Genomic DNA, 15868 nt, shown 5'->3' with positions numbered 1-15868 from the left:
CATGGGTAAGCCCGGTGCTTTTCTTGATATCGATCGCGTGACCCACGAGCTTCGTCCCGTGGAGGAGCGCAGCCATGATTTTGATCCGCTGTACGTGGAGCTCGATGACGATGCACGTCGCGCCCAGGCGAGCCGTTGCATGATGTGCGGCGTGGCGTTTTGCCAGATGGGCGCGAGCTTTGGCAAGGCACGCCCGAGCGGCTGCCCGCTGCACAACCTGATTCCCGAGTGGAATGAGCTGGTGTACCGCGGCCGCTGGGACGAGGCTGCCGAGCGTCTGTCGCTCACCTCGCCCATGCCCGAGTTCACGAGTCGCGTGTGCCCGGCGCTGTGCGAGGCCGCATGCAACTTGGGGTCGGTCGACGGTCAGCCCACGACGATCCATGACAACGAGCGTGCGATCAGCGACCACGAATGGGCAAACGGTGGCCCGCGTCGCTTTGAGCCGGCGGGGGAGGGCGCACCCACGGTCGCCGTGGTGGGCTCCGGTCCTGCTGGTCTGGTGGCAGCATGGGAGCTCGCGCGTCGCGGCGCCCGCGTGACGGTGTTTGAGCGTGACGACCGTCCGGGCGGTTTGCTTATGTATGGCATTCCCAACATGAAGCTCGGGAAGTCCGTGGTCGAGCGTCGCGTGGCGCTCATGCGCGAGCTGGGCATTGTGTTTGAGCTGAGCGCAGATGTGACGGACCCTGCGGTGGCAGCCAAGCTCGATGGCTTTGACGCTGTCGTGGTGGCTGCCGGCGCTCGTGCTCCGCGTGGGCTTTCGGCTGCGAACATTGATGCCCCGGGCGTGGTGTACGCCGTGGACTACCTGACGGTTTCGACCGTCTCGGTGCTCGATGGCGGAGAGCCCGTGGTGAACGCGTGCGGCCTGGACGTCGTGGTCATTGGCGGCGGCGATACCGGTAACGACTGCGTGGGCACCGCGGTACGTCAGGGTGCGCGCAGCGTGCGCCAGTTTGAGTTCTTGCCGGCGGCGCCTGATGCGCGCGCGGCGAGCAACCCCTGGCCGCAGTGGCCAAACGTTAAGAAGACCGACTACGGCCAGCAGGAGGCCATCGCTGCCATGGGCGGCGAGATGCGCGCTTGGGGCGTGGATACGCTCGAGGTGCTGCTGGACAAGAAGGGCGCGGCCGCGGGCCTGCGCGTGGTCGATCTGGATTGGTCGGCTGGCAAGCCCGAGCGCATCGCGGGCTCCGAGCACGAGGTGCCGGCGCAGCTGGTGCTCATCGCCTGCGGCTTTACGGGTCCTGAGCATGGCGTGTTCGATGCGGTAGGCGTGCCTGTTGCCACCGCTGGTCGTCCGCTGCCTGTGATGGCCGTCGAGGACTCGCATCTTGCGGCGCGTGTCGACGGCGTCGCCGCGGATGCCGCGCCGGTGTATGTTGCCGGTGATGCGCGCAACGGCAGCTCGCTCGTTGTGAACGCCATGGCCGACGCCCTGGCCTGCGCTGCCGAGGTCGCCGAGGCGCTGGAGCTGTAAAGTAGTCATTTAAGAACGTCCCCAATGACTGGTCATTTTTGTCTAGTCGTTGGGGACACTCTTTGCGAGCGGTTCGTTCGTTTGTCGACGCGCGAGTGTCCATTCGGCGTCTTCTTGAGCTGTGGTGCTCTGCTGTTTCTGTGGTGGCCGGGGGCGCTTGGCTCAAAAGGGCGGGTTGGCCGCCTATGTTTACCTGCGGTTTTGTTCCAGTGCGCATTTTCGGTCAAGCTTTTCGTCAAGTGTTTGGTCAGCATCTGGTTTGCAGCCGGAGGCCTATTTTGCCCGCGCTGGTCGTGGCTGCCCACCCTCCTCGTAAGCTCAAATTGAGGTCCATCAGTTTGAGGAGGATGCCATGACTGATCACGCTTTAGATCGAGCGCAGCTGGCCGAAGCCGTCGGCAACGATATTGCCGACATGGCCCATTTTTGGATGCTGCGGAAGTTCCAGTTTTTGGAGCCGGCGCGTGAACAGTTCGAGATCATTGTCGACCCGTGGCTCAGCTATTGCACCGAGCCTTCGCAAAACGAAATCATGGCCTACAACATGGCATTTACCGATTGGCTGCTCTTCGAGCGCCCCTATCGCCATGGCAAGACGTTGCTCGAGCTGTATGTTGAAGAGCCGCCGACATTGCTTTCGCCTGCCTCGCTCAAGCGGCTCGAGCAGGTACGCGACACACAGTATTTCTCGCGCTTTGGCATTTTGGACAAGGATCCTGCGAACGGCATGGTTGCGCTGAAGGATACGCGCACCGACCGTCGCTTTGATGTCTACGACCCGCATATCGTGCAAAAGGAGCATTGGAGCGACGGCGCGATTGCGGTGCGCCTCGCCTGCGTCGACGATGTCTGGCTGACGGCGGGACAACTCTATCTGTATGACATCGCACGCCTGAGTGACACGGCGGTCGATGGGCCTGGTGCGGTGCATCCGGAGGACCTGCAGGATGGCTTTGACACCTTGTGCATCAGTTTCTTCTTGCGTCTGGTCCGCGACATCATGGGCGCCCAGGGGCGGTACGTAAAGTCGCTCAACATCTACGAGCAGGAGTGGGAGTAGGGGATGTGACTGGCGTCGCCTGCTGCCCCTGACTTTGTCTCAATCTGTAACGTTTAGGGACAAAAAACCGGTCTACCTGTTACAGATCGAGACGAACGCTTGGGCGCCGCTGGTTTGTCTAAATCTGTAACGTTTGGGGGCTGGAGAACGTCTAACTGTTACAGAACGAGACGTTTGGCACCTGGTTGGGGGAATGTCTCAATCTGTAACATCTACAGGCCAAAATTCGACCTACCTGTTACAGATTGAGACAAAGGGTGGACGCGGTACCGAAAGATCTTGGTCTGTAACATCTAGCGGTCAAAAATCGGTCTTTCTGTTACAGATCGAGGCGTTTGCCGACAGTGGCAGCGGTGACAATGGTCCATTTGTCCGATGTGGTGGTGATGGAAGTGTCTAATACCGTTTTTAAACACAAGCATGCAGCACGTAACACCTTGGCGCGGAACAGGATGCTCGCGCGGCTCACGGAGGCGACCGAGCAAGGTGCACTGCTCGCAACGCATGACAATGCCGAGCTCATGTGGCTACGACGCCATGTTGGAACCGACGATATCGCGGAGCCCGAGCCGTACCTGTTCTGTTTTCAGCATGATTGGGATGCATTGACGCCGGCGGAGCGAGCGCTGAGGACTATCAAAGGGCTTGCGGAGTTTCATCCCGATTGGGCGTTTTGGGGCTATGACGCGGCGCTTTTGTGGGGTCTGGAGGTGCCGAATGATCTGCTCGGGCCACGATATCTTGTTAAGACGGGTTGCTCGGTGCCGCTGAGTGCAGGATGTCGGCTGTTGCGTCCGCAGGCGGCGGGTGCACTTGAACAAGCCGACGGCGTGCAGGTGACGTCGTTTTGGCGCACGGTGGAGGATTGCTTACTGCGTGCGCCGTTCTCCTACGGGTTGGCGATTGCCGATTCTGCACCGCGGGCGAAAGGCGTATCACGTTGGGATTTGTGCGAGCGCCTCCGCGCCGATTGCGAGGGCAGGCGAGGGTATCGCAGGGCACAGGTGATTGCGTCGTATGCGGACGGGCTGTCCGAAAACGGCGGCGAGTCTCGGTTCCGAGCGTTCTTTATTGCGTACGGCTTTCCAGTTCCGGAGCTGCAGGTGGAGTTTCGCGACCCGCTCGATCCGAGCCAGGCGTTTCGCGTCGACTATTTTTGGCGGCTCATGGACGGGACGTGTGTCATCGGCGAGCTCGACGGAAAGGGGAAGTACACCTTGCAGAACGGCGAGGGTCGGGAGTCGGTCGGCCCATTCGTGGCAGAACGTCAGCGAGAGTCCCATCTGACGATGCTCGGGCACAAGGTGCTTCGGTTTACGTTTGATGAACTCAAGAACCCGGGGAAGCTGGCTGAAAAGATGAGGTTGGCGGGTATTCCGCGACGGCCCGATTTGGCTGAGGAGTGGAGACGTCAGTGGTATGGGCGCTGAGAGGTTTTGTCTCGATCTGTAACGTTTAGAAGTTGTTTGAGTTCGTAATTGTTACAGATCGAGACAAACCGGTGAAACGTCGACCGAATGTCTCGATCTGTAACATCAGGGGGCCCAATAACCCTGTACCTGTTACAGATCGAGACATTCCCCTGATGTTGCTGGGGTGGGGCTGCAACGTATTCCGTCCCCCACATCCCCTCTTCCCTCCGTTAACCGATATGCTCGACTTTAGGTCGCTGCATTAGGTGATAATGGACAAATGTTCAAGTTAATCGTGAGGGAGGAGCTCGATATGGCGTCTGCCGATCGTCCCACGTTGTTTATCAATGCGACCGTCTTGGATGGCTCGGAGCATATGGAGCCGCAGCCCGATATGGCCGTGGCCGTCGAGCGTGGCATCATCACCTGGATTGGTCCGAGCGCCGTGGCGCAGGCGCCGGCGGGCGCCGAGGTCATCGACCTGGCAGGGGCGTATCTCATGCCGGGCCTCATCAATATGCATGTGCATCTGTGCGGTTCGGGCAAACCGGTTTCGGCGGGCGATGCGGGCGCGCTGATGAAGAAGCTCGATAATCCCGTGGGGCGCGCCATCGTGCGCCATATCTTCAAGGGCAGCGCTCAGCAGCAGCTGGCAAGCGGCGTGACCACGGTGCGCGGCGCGGGCGACCCGCTGTTTGCCGATCTGGCCGTGCGCGATGCTATCGATGCCGGCAAGTATCAAGGTCCTCGCCTGGTGGCGCCGGGAACGGGCGTCACGGTGCCGGGCGGCCATGGTGCGGGCCTGTTCGCCCAGGTGGCCAACAGTCCCGCCGAGGCAGCCGAACAGGTGCGCGACCTGTATGTGCGCGGTGCCGACGTCATTAAGCTGTTCGTAACGGGCGGCGTATTCGATGCGACCGAGGTGGGCGAGCCGGGCGTGCTGCGTATGCCGGTGGAGGTTGCCACGGCGGCATGCAAGGCGGCGCACGATATGGGCCTTCCGGTTATGGCCCATGTCGAGAGTACCGAGGGCGTGAAGGCCGCGCTTGAGGCCGGCGTTGACACGATTGAGCACGGCGCTCCGTTGACACCCGAGATCTTGGAGCTGTACCGTGGCGCCGCGGGCACGCAGCTCGAGGGGCGTGCTCCGAGTGTGACCTGCACTATCAGCCCGGCGCTGCCGTTTGTATTGCTCGACCCGGAAAAGACCCATTCGACTGACACGCAAAAGAAGAACGGCGATATCGTGTGCTCGGGTATTATCGAGAGCGCTCGTGCCGCACTGGAAGCTGGCGTTAAGGTGGGCCTTGGCACGGACTCGAGCTGCCCGTTCGTGACGCAGTACGACATGTGGCGTGAGGTGGCCTATTTTGCCAAGTATGTCGGCGTGAGCAACGCCTTCGCGCTGCATACAGCTACGCAAGTCAATGCTGAGCTGCTGGGGCTGGGCGGCGAGACCGGCACAATTGAGTGCGGCAAGGCTGCCGATATCTTGGTGACGCGCGAGAACCCGCTCGATGACCTGTGCGCTCTGCGTGAGCCGATGCACGTGATGTGTCGCGGCGATCTGGTGCGCAAGCTCAAGGTGAAGCGCATCCTCGAGGTGGACGCCGAGCTCGACGCGATTATGGCCATGCCTGCCGAGGCGTTGGCCGAGGAGCTTGCCCGCGATGGCGTGGCGTAAGCGCGCGATATGGTGATGCGACAAAGGGACAATCCTTTTGTCATAATCAGAAAAAGCCGAGGTCCCAGTGCGAGGCCTCGGCTTTTATTTGTCCCATGGTATGGCGGCTATGAGCGCGTCTCCATCTTGGCATGGCACTTGGGGCAGGTGACGCGGATCTTGCCTTTGCCCTTGGGAACGGAGAGCATCTGGCCGCAGTTGGGGCACTTAAGATAGGCCGTGGTCTTGCGGCCCTTCCACATCTTCTTGGCTGTGCGCTTGGCACGTTCAAAGTCTTCCTTGCTAGTACCGGCTGCGCGCGAGGCGTTGGCCGCTGCAGCTCCGCCGCCCAAGCTAGCTACAAACTTGCCCAAGCCGGGTACGTTTGCAGTCGCGGCGACAAAGGCCTCGTTCTCCTTGTGACGTGCGTCGATATTTTTGGACAGGCCGCGCAGCACGCCAATCACGATTACGGCGATGGCAATCCAGCTGAGCCACTGGATGCGGGCTATCGATCCGATCATCGCGATGACGATGCCGGCAAAACCCATCACGATGGTGAGTTCATCGGCACCATTGCGACCCTTCATAAAGTCATTCATGCAAATTGCCTTTCGTTCGATATGCTGCACGCCTTTATACCCGATTTAGAGCAAGGGGGACAGGTTAATCTGCACCAATGTGGTGCAAACATACCTGTCCCCGGAATACCAAGACGGTGCAAACGTACCTGTCCCCAATGCCCCAATTACTTGGAGAGTTTGTCGACGACGCGTTCGATTTCGGCGAGTTTGGCGGCTTTGAGGTCTTCGTCGCCCGATTCGATTGCCGAAGTCACGCAGCCCTCGATATGCGCCTTGAGCACGTCGGCGTTAATGCGCGCGAGGAGCGCCTGTGTGGCCATGAGCTGTGTGGAGATATCGACGCAGTAGCGGTCCTCCTCGACCATCCGCAGGATGCCGTCGATCTGACCGCGTGCCGTCTTGAGCATGCGGGTCACCGATTTATGGTCTGCCATCATGGCGGGTCCTCGTTTCTGGTCGGGGGTACGTGCGGGTCGTTATGCGGCGGTCACCGAAAGGGCGTGGAACTTCTCGCCGGCGCCCTCGACGGCGGCAGCGAGCTGCTCAGCGGTCACGGTGTCGGCGCACTCCACCTGTACGGTCTGAGTCTCGTGATCGGCGTCGGCGTCGGTCACGCCGGCCACGTTGAGCAACGCCGTCTCGACGGTGGCGTCGCAGTGGCCGCACATAAGGCCGGAAGTCTTAATTGTGAAACGCATGGGTATTCCTCTCTGTTGTGTCGGCTTTCCCAGGCACCCGACCTTGACCTTCAAGCCGTCGCTCGCGTACCAAAGTACGCGTCGCTCCTCTTTCAGGTCAATCTCGGGCACCTGGAAAACCCGTTCTAAATGGACTTAATGGCGATCCTATTTTGCCACTTTGGGCTTAAAGGATTTTAGGCGCAGAGCGTTGCTTACGACACATACGCTCGACAGGCTCATGGCCGCAGCGCCAAACATCGGCGAGAGCTGCCATCCGGTGAGCGGGAAGAACACGCCCGCCGCCAGCGGAATGCCGATGCCGTTGTAGAACAGCGCCCAGAACAGGTCCTGCTTGATGTTGCGGATCGTGGCGCGCGAAAGCTCGATGGCCCGCGCAACATCCATGAGGTCACTGCGCATGAGCACCACATCAGCCCCTTCTTTGGCGATGTCGGCGCCGGTGCCGATAGCAAGGCCCACGTCGGCGCGCGCCAGGGCGGGGGAGTCATTGATGCCGTCGCCCACCATGGCGACCTTGCCGCCCGCATCCTGCAGTTCGCGCACGTGGCGTTCCTTGTCGGCGGGGAGAACGTCGGCGATGACCTGTTCGCTGCTCAGCCCCACGCGGCGGGCGATCGCTTCGGCGGTGACGCGGTTGTCGCCGGTGAGCATGCGCACGTCGACGCCAAGCGAGCGCAGTGCGGCGATGGCCCCGGCGCTCGTCTCCTTGACCTCGTCAGCCACGGCAACGGTGCCGGCAAGCTCGCCGTTCTTGGCAAAGAACAGCGGCGTCTTGCCCTCGGCGGCAAATTGCTCGGCAAGACCCGCGGGCACGGTAACGCCCAACTCGTTCATCAGGCGTACGTTGCCGGCTGCAATGGCGTTTTGCCCCTCGCGCGCCGTAACGCCGCGACCGGGCACGGCGGTAAAGTCCTCGACCATGCGTGCGACGATCTCGCGTGTCTCGCACTCGGCCATAATCGCCTCGGCCAGCGGGTGCTCGCTCGAGCGCTCCAACGCGGCGGCCAGCTTGAGCAGCGCCTTTTCGCTCATGGCGGGCGAGCCGTCGGCGCGCGTGGCTGCCACGATATCGGTCACGGCAGGCTTACCGCGGGTGACGGTGCCCGTCTTGTCGAGCACCACGGTGCCCACGCTGCGCAGGTTCTCCAGTGCCTCGGCGCTCTTAAACAGAATGCCCATCTCGGCGCCCTTGCCGGTGCCGACCATAATGGCGACGGGCGTGGCCAGGCCCAGCGCGCACGGGCAGCTGATCACCAGCACAGCGACGGCGGAGGTGAGCGCTTCGTTGACGCTTCCGGTCAGTGCCATCCACACCACGAAGGTCACGGCCGAGATCACGAACACCACGGGCACAAACACGCCGGCGACCTTGTCGGCCAGGCGGGCGATGGGCGCCTTGGTGGCGTTGGCATCCTCGACGAGCTGGATAATCTTGGCGAGCGACGTGTCGGCGCCCACACGCGTGGCGCGGAAGGTAAACGAGCCCGTGCGGTTGACCGTGGCCGCATTGACAGTGTCGCCGGCGGTCTTCTCCACGGGGATGGACTCGCCGGTGAGCGCGCTCTCGTCCACGGCCGAGCTGCCCTCGAGCACCACGCCATCGACGGGGATGGACTCGCCGGGGCGCACGCGCAGGACCTGGCCGGGAAGGATGGCGTCGACATCGACGGTGGTTTCGGTGCCGTCCTCTGCTACGACGGTCGCGGTCTTGGGCGCCAAGTCGATGAGCGCCTCGATGGCGCCGCCGGTCTTGGATTTGCTGCGTGTCTCGAGATATTTGCCCACGGTGACGAGCGACAGGATTGTGCCGGCGCTCTCAAAATACAGGTTGTCCATGCCCGTCATCATGGCCTCGTGGACCTGACCCGCGGCTAGCTGGTCGGCCATGATGAACATGGCGTAGAGCGACCAGGCGATGGAAGCAGTGGCGCCCACGGCAATAAGGGCGTCCATGGTAGGCGCGCCGTGCGCAAGCGATTTAAACCCGTTGATAAAGTATGCGTCGTTGACGTAGACGATGGGAATGAGCAGGACGAGCTCGGTGAGCGCGAGCGTCATGCTGTGGGTGTGGTCGGTGAAGACGCCGGGCAGTGGCCAACCGAGCATGTGCCCCATGCCTATGTAGAACAGTGGGATGAGGAATACGATCGAGACGATGAGGCGGGTGCGCATGGCAGAGGCGGCGGCCTCCAACTTTTTGGTCGGCGACTCCATATGGGCGGCGCCGGACCTGGCTTGCGCACTTCCGCTTTGGACAGCGTCGGTGCCCGCGCTGACGGGCGAGGCCGAGTAGCCCGCGCGGTCGACAGCGGTGCAGATGTCGTCGGGGGAGACCTGCGCAGGGTCGTAGTCCACCAGCATAGAGCCGGCGAGCAGATTGACCGCGACGCTTTGGACGCCGTCGAGCTTGCTCACGGCACGGTCCACGTGCGCCTGGCAGGCGGCGCACGTCATGCCGCCCACATCGAACTTATCTTGAGCCATGGCTTCTCCTTTCTGTGACGTAGTGTCGGAAATGTTAACCATCCGATACTATACACCCATACCCCCTGGGGGTGTCCAGTACAGAAATAATATATGAGATTTCGTTACAGATGAGGATGGATGGTTGGCCGATGGACCGTCCCAACCAAGCATCTCAATCTGTAACATCTAGCAGGGAAAATGACCTCTAACTGTTACAGATCGAGACATTGCGTCGAGCCACAACTTAACGTCTCAATCTGTAATATCTGGGGACCGTTTTGCCTGCTAGATGTTACAGATCGAGACAAACCATTCGGGGGTAACCCGAACATCTCGATCTGTAACAGTAAGACCGATGTTTGGGTCTTAGTTGTTACAGATCGAGACAATCTCGGAGCAGATGCCCCGGGCATACAACGTAAAACGCCGGGGAGCCCGCGTGATGGGCGCCCCGGCGCATGTTGGGCAGGGTTTGCGAAGCGGTGGGAGGGAGGAGAAGCCGTCCTCCCGAAATCCTTACTCCTGACGACGCTTCTTGTCAGTCAGGAAGACGCCGGCGGCTACGAGCACGACACCTCCGATGACAAACGTCTCACCGGCGAGCGCAGCATTGTCGCCCGTGGTGGGAAGCGCCGAGTTGTCGGCCGTCTTGGCGTTGCCGGCAGACGGCTTTCCAGCAACCGGCTTAGCGGCGGCCTGCGTGATCTTGGCCTGCTCGGCCTTCGCCGCCTCCTGCTCCTGACGAGCGATCTCGTCCTTCAGGGCCTGCTCGGCGGCAACGCGTTTTGCCTTTGCCTCGTTGTAGGCGTTGAGAGCCTCGGTGTAGGCGGGCGTCGCAGCATCAAGGTCTGCCTGAGCGGCATCAAGTGCGGCCTTTGCGTTATGTTCTGCCTGCTTGGCGGCGACGCACTTGGCAAAGAGGGCATTGAGCGTATCGTTCGCGTTTGCGTCAGAGCCAGTAGCAATGCCGTTTTCGACGTTGATGGACTTGAGCTTTCCGAGAGTAGCGGCAGCGGCGTCCGATGCGGCCTGAGAATTCTCGACCGCCTGTTCGGCGTTTGCGATGGCGTCGTTTGCCGCACCAAGGGCGACTCCGGCCTCAGTCACTGCTGTGTCGGCGTCCTTCTTGGCCGCCTCGGCGGTGGCAAGATTATCGGCTGCATTGCTCAGGGCGTCGGCACGGGCCTTCTTTGAAGCAAAGTCGTTTTCCGCCGTGGCCAGATTGCTTGTGGCGTGCTCCGCGGTCGCCGCCTTGGCCTCGGCGTTGTCCTTCGCGGTGTCGAGGGCCTGCTTCTTGGCAGCCCCGTCGAGCTTCGCCTTTTCGAGAGCGCTCTGGGCAGACGTCTGGGCTGCCGTGGCTTCATCAAGCGCCTGATGGGCCTCATCGGCTTTCTCCTGAGCCGCAGCAACATCGGCTGAATACTTGGCAAGTTCCTTCTTTGCATCTTGCAGAGCCTGCTGCTTTACGAGAGTCTCTGCCTTGGCGTCATCAACCTTCTTCTGACTCTGAGCGGCTTGCTCTTGCGATGCCTTAAGCTCGGCGCGCTTCTGGTTGACGACCTGCTCTGCGGTCGCCACGTTGCTTTGGGCGGCTTTGACCTGGTTTTCGGCTTCGGCAACTTTTCCGTTTGCCTTGGCGAGATTCTGCTTTGCTAGGGCAACAGCGGCGGCGGCACTTGCTACGCTGTCGTTCTTGGCGGCAAGGTCGCTATTCGCGGCAACAATGCCTTCCTGCTTTTGAGCGACGAGGGTCTCAGCTGCCTTTACGGCATCGGCTTTCGATGCCGCCGTGCTGCGCTTTTGCTCAAGGTTCGTCTTTGCGGCGGCAAGGTTATCGCTGGCTTTGGAGAGGCTCAGCTGATACTGATCAAAGAGATTCTCGAGTTCATCGATCGAGTATTCTTTTTCGTACGAACCGTAATTGTTGTCGATCTCCAAGACGAACACATACGGCCAAAGGGTTCCGCGCGAGTTGATGCCGTATCCCATGGTTTTGGCGTTAGGTTGTACGATATTCAAATAATGGCCGACGGTGCCAAAGTCTGCCCCTTGCTTTTCGAATTCGGTTTTGTGGCTCCAGAAAGTATCCCAAGCATCTTTGGGGGCAACGTTGCCAAGGCCGGCTTTCGCCGCAGCCTCGTCAAATATCTCCTTTTCAGCATCGACCCATTGGTGCGCGATGTTTTCTTTAGTACTGAAGTTCCAGGCGGCATTTTCACAATTGGCGTAATCTGAGTGACCTAGCGTTTTGTCAGAGTAATTGGAGTCGGATTGAGCGATTGCCATTTGCTCGGCCGTCACCCTAAGCTCACTCAATCCAACGCTTGCACGGTATTCGTTAATCTCGCGCAGCTTGTTAAACGATAGCTTGGCGTTGTCGAGTGACGTGCCGTCTTTTTTATCGCCAATGGTCGTCGGGTTTTTATCGCTCTGCCTATAGATGATGTTTGCAGCGTCGTTGGCGCCGATGAACTGGTAGAAGCCGATGACGCTCTGCGCCTCCGCCGTCGTTGCCTTATCGGTTGCTGCCTTGCATGTATCGTATGCTTTCTGTGCATCGATAACGGCTTGATCGGCGGCCTCCTGGTTTGCCTTGGCAGTTTCGAGCGCCTTGTCTGCCTGCTCCTTCTCGGCTTTTGCCTGGTCGACTTGTTTCTGAGCGGCCATTGCCTTCTCCAGTTCGGCAGCATGTGCCTGCTTCGCCGAGGTCAACTCCGATTGCGCCGCATCGGCTTTCGTCTGGGCTGCCGTTACATCATGTTCGGCTGCTGCGACTGTCTGCTTCTTGGCTTCGAGCTCGCTTTCGGCGCCGGTGAGGGCGTCCCGCTTGGATGCAACGTCGCTATTTGCCTGAGAAAGGCCTGCTTCGGCAGTCGCCTGCTGCTGTTTCGCCTGGTCGAGTGCGCTTTGGGCAGCATCGACCTTTGCCTGGGCGGCGTCATACTCCGGGCCCTCGGCGCCTGCCTTTGCGGCCGCCAAATCGGCTTGTGCGCTGTCGTACGCTGTCTGTGCCGCGACTACCTTACCATCCGCGGCGTTCTTTTCCTGCTGAGCGGAAGCCAGCGTGCCTGCCGCTTCGTCGTAAGCGCTCTGCGCGGCGCTCTGAGCCTGCTGAGCGTCAGCGAGCGCGGAATCGGCAGTGGCCTTCGCAGCCTTTGCTTGATCCAGAGCGGCCTGCGCATCTGCGGCAGCCTGCTCGGCGACCTTGATTTCCTCCGGCGTTGCGTTGGCGGCTGCCTTTTGGGCTGCCTCGAGCTTGGCCTGCGCATCAGCTGCCGCCTGTTTTGCGGCGTCAAGGACCTTCGACTTGTCCTCGGCGTCGGTCTTGGCTGCATCGAGCTTTCCCTGGGCATCCTTCAGCGTGGCACTGGCGCTGTCGGCCGCCTTGACGCTTTCATCGAGCTGGCGAGCATATTCGGCGCGCGCGGCGGCCTCTGCCTGCGAATTATCGGAGACGGAGACGTCATAGGTGCTTTGTGCGTTGTCGCGTGCCGCCTGCTTTTCGGTATAGGGGGCAGCCACCGTGTCGTAGTCGGATTTGGCGTCTGCCTCGGCAGCCTTTGCGGCGTCGATCGCAGCCTGCAAGTCGGCAATCTTCTGGGCGTCTGCCTTTACTGCGGAGCCTGCCGCCTCGCCGGCGTGGACAGCAAGCGGGGACATGATCGCGTCCTGTGCCGTGGTATCACTCACATCGTTGGCAAATGCCGAGAACGGCGCGAGCAGCGACGAGCCGGTCATAGCGATGGTGGTTGCCGCGGTGACGGCGAGTCGTGTTGCCTTGTGGCCCGAGAATGTGGGGCGAGGCTTGGCGCCGCCTGAGACTTCCGAGTGTTTAGGTGCGTACTTTGTCATTTCTTCTCCCAATCGTTGAAGGGGTACCTACGACAATTCGTACGTTACGACCGCCGAAAGGGCTCCTGTTGCGCAACATTGGCAAGGAAACATCGACGCACTTGAGTCACATTTATGAGGCGAAGTTCTCGGCAAGCTAATGTCTCAATCTGTAACATCTAGCAGTGAAAATGACCTCTAACTGTTACAGATCGAGACGGACCATCCGCGGTCAACTCAAATGTCTCGTTCTGTAACATCTAGAGAGGTTTTTGACCCCTTACTGTTACAGATTGAGATGTTGTCTCGCGGGGTTGGGGTTTGTCTCGTTCTGTAACATCTAGACCTGTATCTGCCGAGCTGGTGTTACAGATCGAGACATTTGCCGGGGAGGGGTCCCGTCACGGCAAGACGCCCGCCGCCTAGATACAGAACCCGGGAATCACACAGGTTAGCTTGTTTGGCTTTTCCGCAGGCGTTGCGTACGTAAAGACGTCGCCGTCGTGGCCCACACGGTTTATGTAGAGCGTGCCTTCGGTCTCCGATGAGTCGGGGCTCACCGTGCGCTCCCACCAGCAGGTGTCCTTGCCCTTCCACTGGCGGACCATCGTCTCGTTCGTGGAATACGGGCTCACCTTGAGCTCGCGGAAGAGCTGATACTCCTTGCCCTCGCCGTTGTAGATTTCTGCCAGGTAGTGATAGTCCTTGGCAAACGAATCGGACGGTTGCGTACCGCACAGCTCGACCATGGCGGGCAGCCAAAGGGTTGCGGGCAACTCGCTCAGGCACGATGCGCTGTTGGCGGCGCCCACATTGTTCGAGACCTTCTTGACCCCTTTAATGAGTGCGCGCAACTTGTTGGGCAGCAGCTTAAGGCCGTCGCCGTCGAGCCATTCCCGCAGCTCGCAATCTGCCCAGCCGGCGCTCGGCGGTTCAGACGCAGCGTTGCGCTCGGCAATACCCGCGTCGAACATAAACGTCAGTCCGGCCTTGCCCGTCCCGTCCAGAAGCTCATCGTGACGGATGCCCACAAGCTGCGCGCCGACCTCCAGCCCGTTGGTGAGTTTCACGCGCTTGGTACACGGATAGGGGATATGCCCGTTGTCATCGAGCAGATGATAGCGCTTGGCAATCTCGCGTGCCTCGCTACGGGTCTCGGCGGCCTTAATCTTGAGCGAGATCTCCTGCAGCTGATCCCAAGTGTAGTCGTCAAGCGAACCGCGGATGCCGTTCAGGTAGTCGGGGATGCCAAAGCCATGGGTCGCCGCCCCAATGACGCTGAGCCCCGCAACGACTGCAACGACGCCACCGATAATAAAGCGGCGGCGGGTCATGGCATCGTGCCGGGCCTGCTCCAGGATCTCTCGCGCGCGCTCGCCGGCGACGTCGACCTTAAGGTGCGTACCGGAGTCGATGTCGATTGCGGCGTCACTGCCCGCGCCTTCGCGGCCCTCGGATTCGGCATCGGTGAGGTATGCCGAGAGCGCCTCGAGCATCTGCTGCTCGGTGGGACGATCGCACTGCTCGACTGAGAGACCCTTCATGATGATTTGGACGAGCGCTTCATCGCCCTCGCAGCGCGGCTCGAGCGGTGCCGGCTTGGTCTTGGTCTTTACGAGATAGAACGAGCCGGTTGCAGCGGCGTCCGTCGACTCAAAGTCAAACGGTTTGCGACCGCTGTAGAGCTGGTACAAAATGCTCGAAAGCGCATAGACGTCGATTGCCGGCGAACGGCGAAGGGCCGCGATGCCTTCGATATCCTGCGTGAGCATCTCGGGCGCGGCGTATGCGGGCGTGGCAAAGCGCCAGATGTCGGCGCGCCGGGTGATCGTGTCGTCGCCGAGAGCCATGGTCGCGGAGCCCATGTCGATGAGGCAGGGGTCAAAGGAACAATCAGCAATCTGCTGCTCGAGCGTTCGGCTGGTGGTGCGGAACATGATATTGGCAGGCGAAAGGTCGCGATGGACGACCGGATTCACAAGGCCTTGGGTCATCAAGAGCGCACGAAGCACGGCGTTTCCGACGGCGGCGACCATCTGGGTGGTCAGCCCGCCCGAGGCGTCGTGAGGAAGCAGGGGCAGCGCCTGCTTGAGCGAGGTGCCCTCGACCCACTCCATGAGGATGAGAGGGTCATCCTCGCACGATCCGTAGCCATAGACGCGCGGAAATCCGCGCAGGTGCGAGACGGTACACAGATGACGGTACTCCTCGAACAGCGCGGCGGTGCTGGCCAGGTGCGCTGCCGATTGCTCGGCGGAGCGGTCGGGGGCTTGGCCGGAAAGGATGGCGTTGTCCTTGAGTAGCTTGACGGCAAAGACCTCGCCGCTCGTGTTGGTCGCGCGCAGCACGTGTCCGATGTTGCCGTTGTTGCGGTGGGCCGTCTGGAGAATAAGCGTCATAAACCGACGCTTGGCGTCGTCCTCGGCGCTGGGGTCGACCGCCACGGCGGTGTCGAACGTGTCAAGACGGATGAGTTTGTCGCCATAGGCGCTATCGGTAGTATCCATGGCGTTCCTTTGTCTGGCATGGGTTGCCGCGCGTATACGTGAGCAGTGCGGATATCGGTAAAGTACCATGATAGCCGCACTGCCCACGTATACCGCTGAGTATTGTCGTTTACGACGCAGAAGGTAGAAGACGAAAGACGGACGGCGACCGTCTTCCGATC

Annotated in this window: 10 protein-coding genes; 4 read left to right on the top strand and 6 right to left on the bottom strand. The window is 60.8% G+C overall.

Going from position 1 to position 15868, the window contains the following annotated elements:
* Nucleotide 1: 1 nt before the first annotated feature.
* The 4 genes from DW870_RS00335 (at nt 2) to DW870_RS00320 (ending at nt 5639) form a co-directional block, all read left to right on the top strand.
* Entirely contained in the window at nt 2–1483 is a 1482-nt protein-coding gene (locus DW870_RS00335; protein ID WP_117876591.1) for a glutamate synthase subunit beta, read from the top strand.
* Between the two features lie 352 nt (nt 1484–1835).
* Nucleotides 1836–2543: a hypothetical protein gene (locus tag DW870_RS00330; protein ID WP_117769477.1), complete on the top strand. Its 708-nt coding sequence runs from the start codon at nt 1836–1838 to the stop codon at nt 2541–2543.
* A 344-nt stretch (nt 2544–2887) separates the two neighbouring features.
* Nucleotides 2888–3973, top strand: a complete 1086-nt coding sequence (locus DW870_RS00325; RefSeq protein WP_117769479.1) for a hypothetical protein — start codon at nt 2888–2890, stop codon at nt 3971–3973.
* 295 nt (nt 3974–4268) lie between these two features.
* Entirely contained in the window at nt 4269–5639 is a 1371-nt protein-coding gene (locus DW870_RS00320; RefSeq protein WP_233504575.1) for an amidohydrolase family protein, read from the top strand.
* 107 nt (nt 5640–5746) lie between these two features.
* On the opposite strand, the gene DW870_RS00315 is transcribed toward DW870_RS00320, so the two are convergent.
* From DW870_RS00315 to DW870_RS00290, 6 genes are all read right to left on the bottom strand, one after another.
* The gene (locus DW870_RS00315; protein ID WP_055310332.1) at nt 5747–6220 is read right to left on the bottom strand and encodes a hypothetical protein; all 474 of its coding nucleotides are present in this window, start codon (nt 6218–6220) and stop codon (nt 5747–5749) included.
* 146 nt (nt 6221–6366) lie between these two features.
* Nucleotides 6367–6639 (bottom strand): metal-sensing transcriptional repressor, encoded by a 273-nt coding sequence (locus DW870_RS00310; protein ID WP_022094020.1) that lies wholly within the window; start codon nt 6637–6639, stop codon nt 6367–6369.
* A gap of 39 nt (nt 6640–6678) precedes the next feature.
* The gene (locus DW870_RS00305) at nt 6679–6900 is read right to left on the bottom strand and encodes a heavy-metal-associated domain-containing protein (RefSeq protein ID WP_055251893.1); all 222 of its coding nucleotides are present in this window, start codon (nt 6898–6900) and stop codon (nt 6679–6681) included.
* A gap of 147 nt (nt 6901–7047) precedes the next feature.
* Entirely contained in the window at nt 7048–9387 is a 2340-nt protein-coding gene (locus DW870_RS00300) for a cation-translocating P-type ATPase (protein WP_117769485.1), read from the bottom strand.
* A gap of 498 nt (nt 9388–9885) precedes the next feature.
* Nucleotides 9886–13221, bottom strand: a complete 3336-nt coding sequence (locus DW870_RS00295) for a CAP domain-containing protein (RefSeq protein ID WP_117769487.1) — start codon at nt 13219–13221, stop codon at nt 9886–9888.
* A gap of 401 nt (nt 13222–13622) precedes the next feature.
* The gene (locus DW870_RS00290) at nt 13623–15707 is read right to left on the bottom strand and encodes a DUF6273 domain-containing protein (protein WP_158556877.1); all 2085 of its coding nucleotides are present in this window, start codon (nt 15705–15707) and stop codon (nt 13623–13625) included.
* Nucleotides 15708–15868: the final 161 nt, after the last annotated feature.

Source organism: Collinsella sp. AM38-1BH (assembly GCF_003467545.1).
In the GTDB taxonomy this organism is placed as follows: Bacteria; Actinomycetota; Coriobacteriia; order Coriobacteriales; family Coriobacteriaceae; genus Collinsella.
Note: the sequence above shows the minus strand (reverse complement) of the source record. Positions and strands in the feature narration are given on the sequence as shown.

Bases quoted from the DNA above. Each gene is read 5' to 3' on its own strand.
- DW870_RS00300 (WP_117769485.1), bottom strand. From the start codon at position 9,387: ATGGCTCAAGATAAGTTCGATGTGGGCGGCATGACGTGCGCCGCCTGC.
- DW870_RS00320 (WP_233504575.1), top strand. From the start codon at position 4,269: ATGGCGTCTGCCGATCGTCCCACGTTGTTTATCAATGCGACCGTCTTG.
- DW870_RS00330 (WP_117769477.1), top strand. From the start codon at position 1,836: ATGACTGATCACGCTTTAGATCGAGCGCAGCTGGCCGAAGCCGTCGGC.
- DW870_RS00290 (WP_158556877.1), bottom strand. From the start codon at position 15,707: ATGGATACTACCGATAGCGCCTATGGCGACAAACTCATCCGTCTTGAC.
- DW870_RS00295 (WP_117769487.1), bottom strand. From the start codon at position 13,221: ATGACAAAGTACGCACCTAAACACTCGGAAGTCTCAGGCGGCGCCAAG.
- DW870_RS00305 (WP_055251893.1), bottom strand. From the start codon at position 6,900: ATGCGTTTCACAATTAAGACTTCCGGCCTTATGTGCGGCCACTGCGAC.
- DW870_RS00315 (WP_055310332.1), bottom strand. From the start codon at position 6,220: ATGAATGACTTTATGAAGGGTCGCAATGGTGCCGATGAACTCACCATC.
- DW870_RS00310 (WP_022094020.1), bottom strand. From the start codon at position 6,639: ATGATGGCAGACCATAAATCGGTGACCCGCATGCTCAAGACGGCACGC.
- DW870_RS00335 (WP_117876591.1), top strand. From the start codon at position 2: ATGGGTAAGCCCGGTGCTTTTCTTGATATCGATCGCGTGACCCACGAG.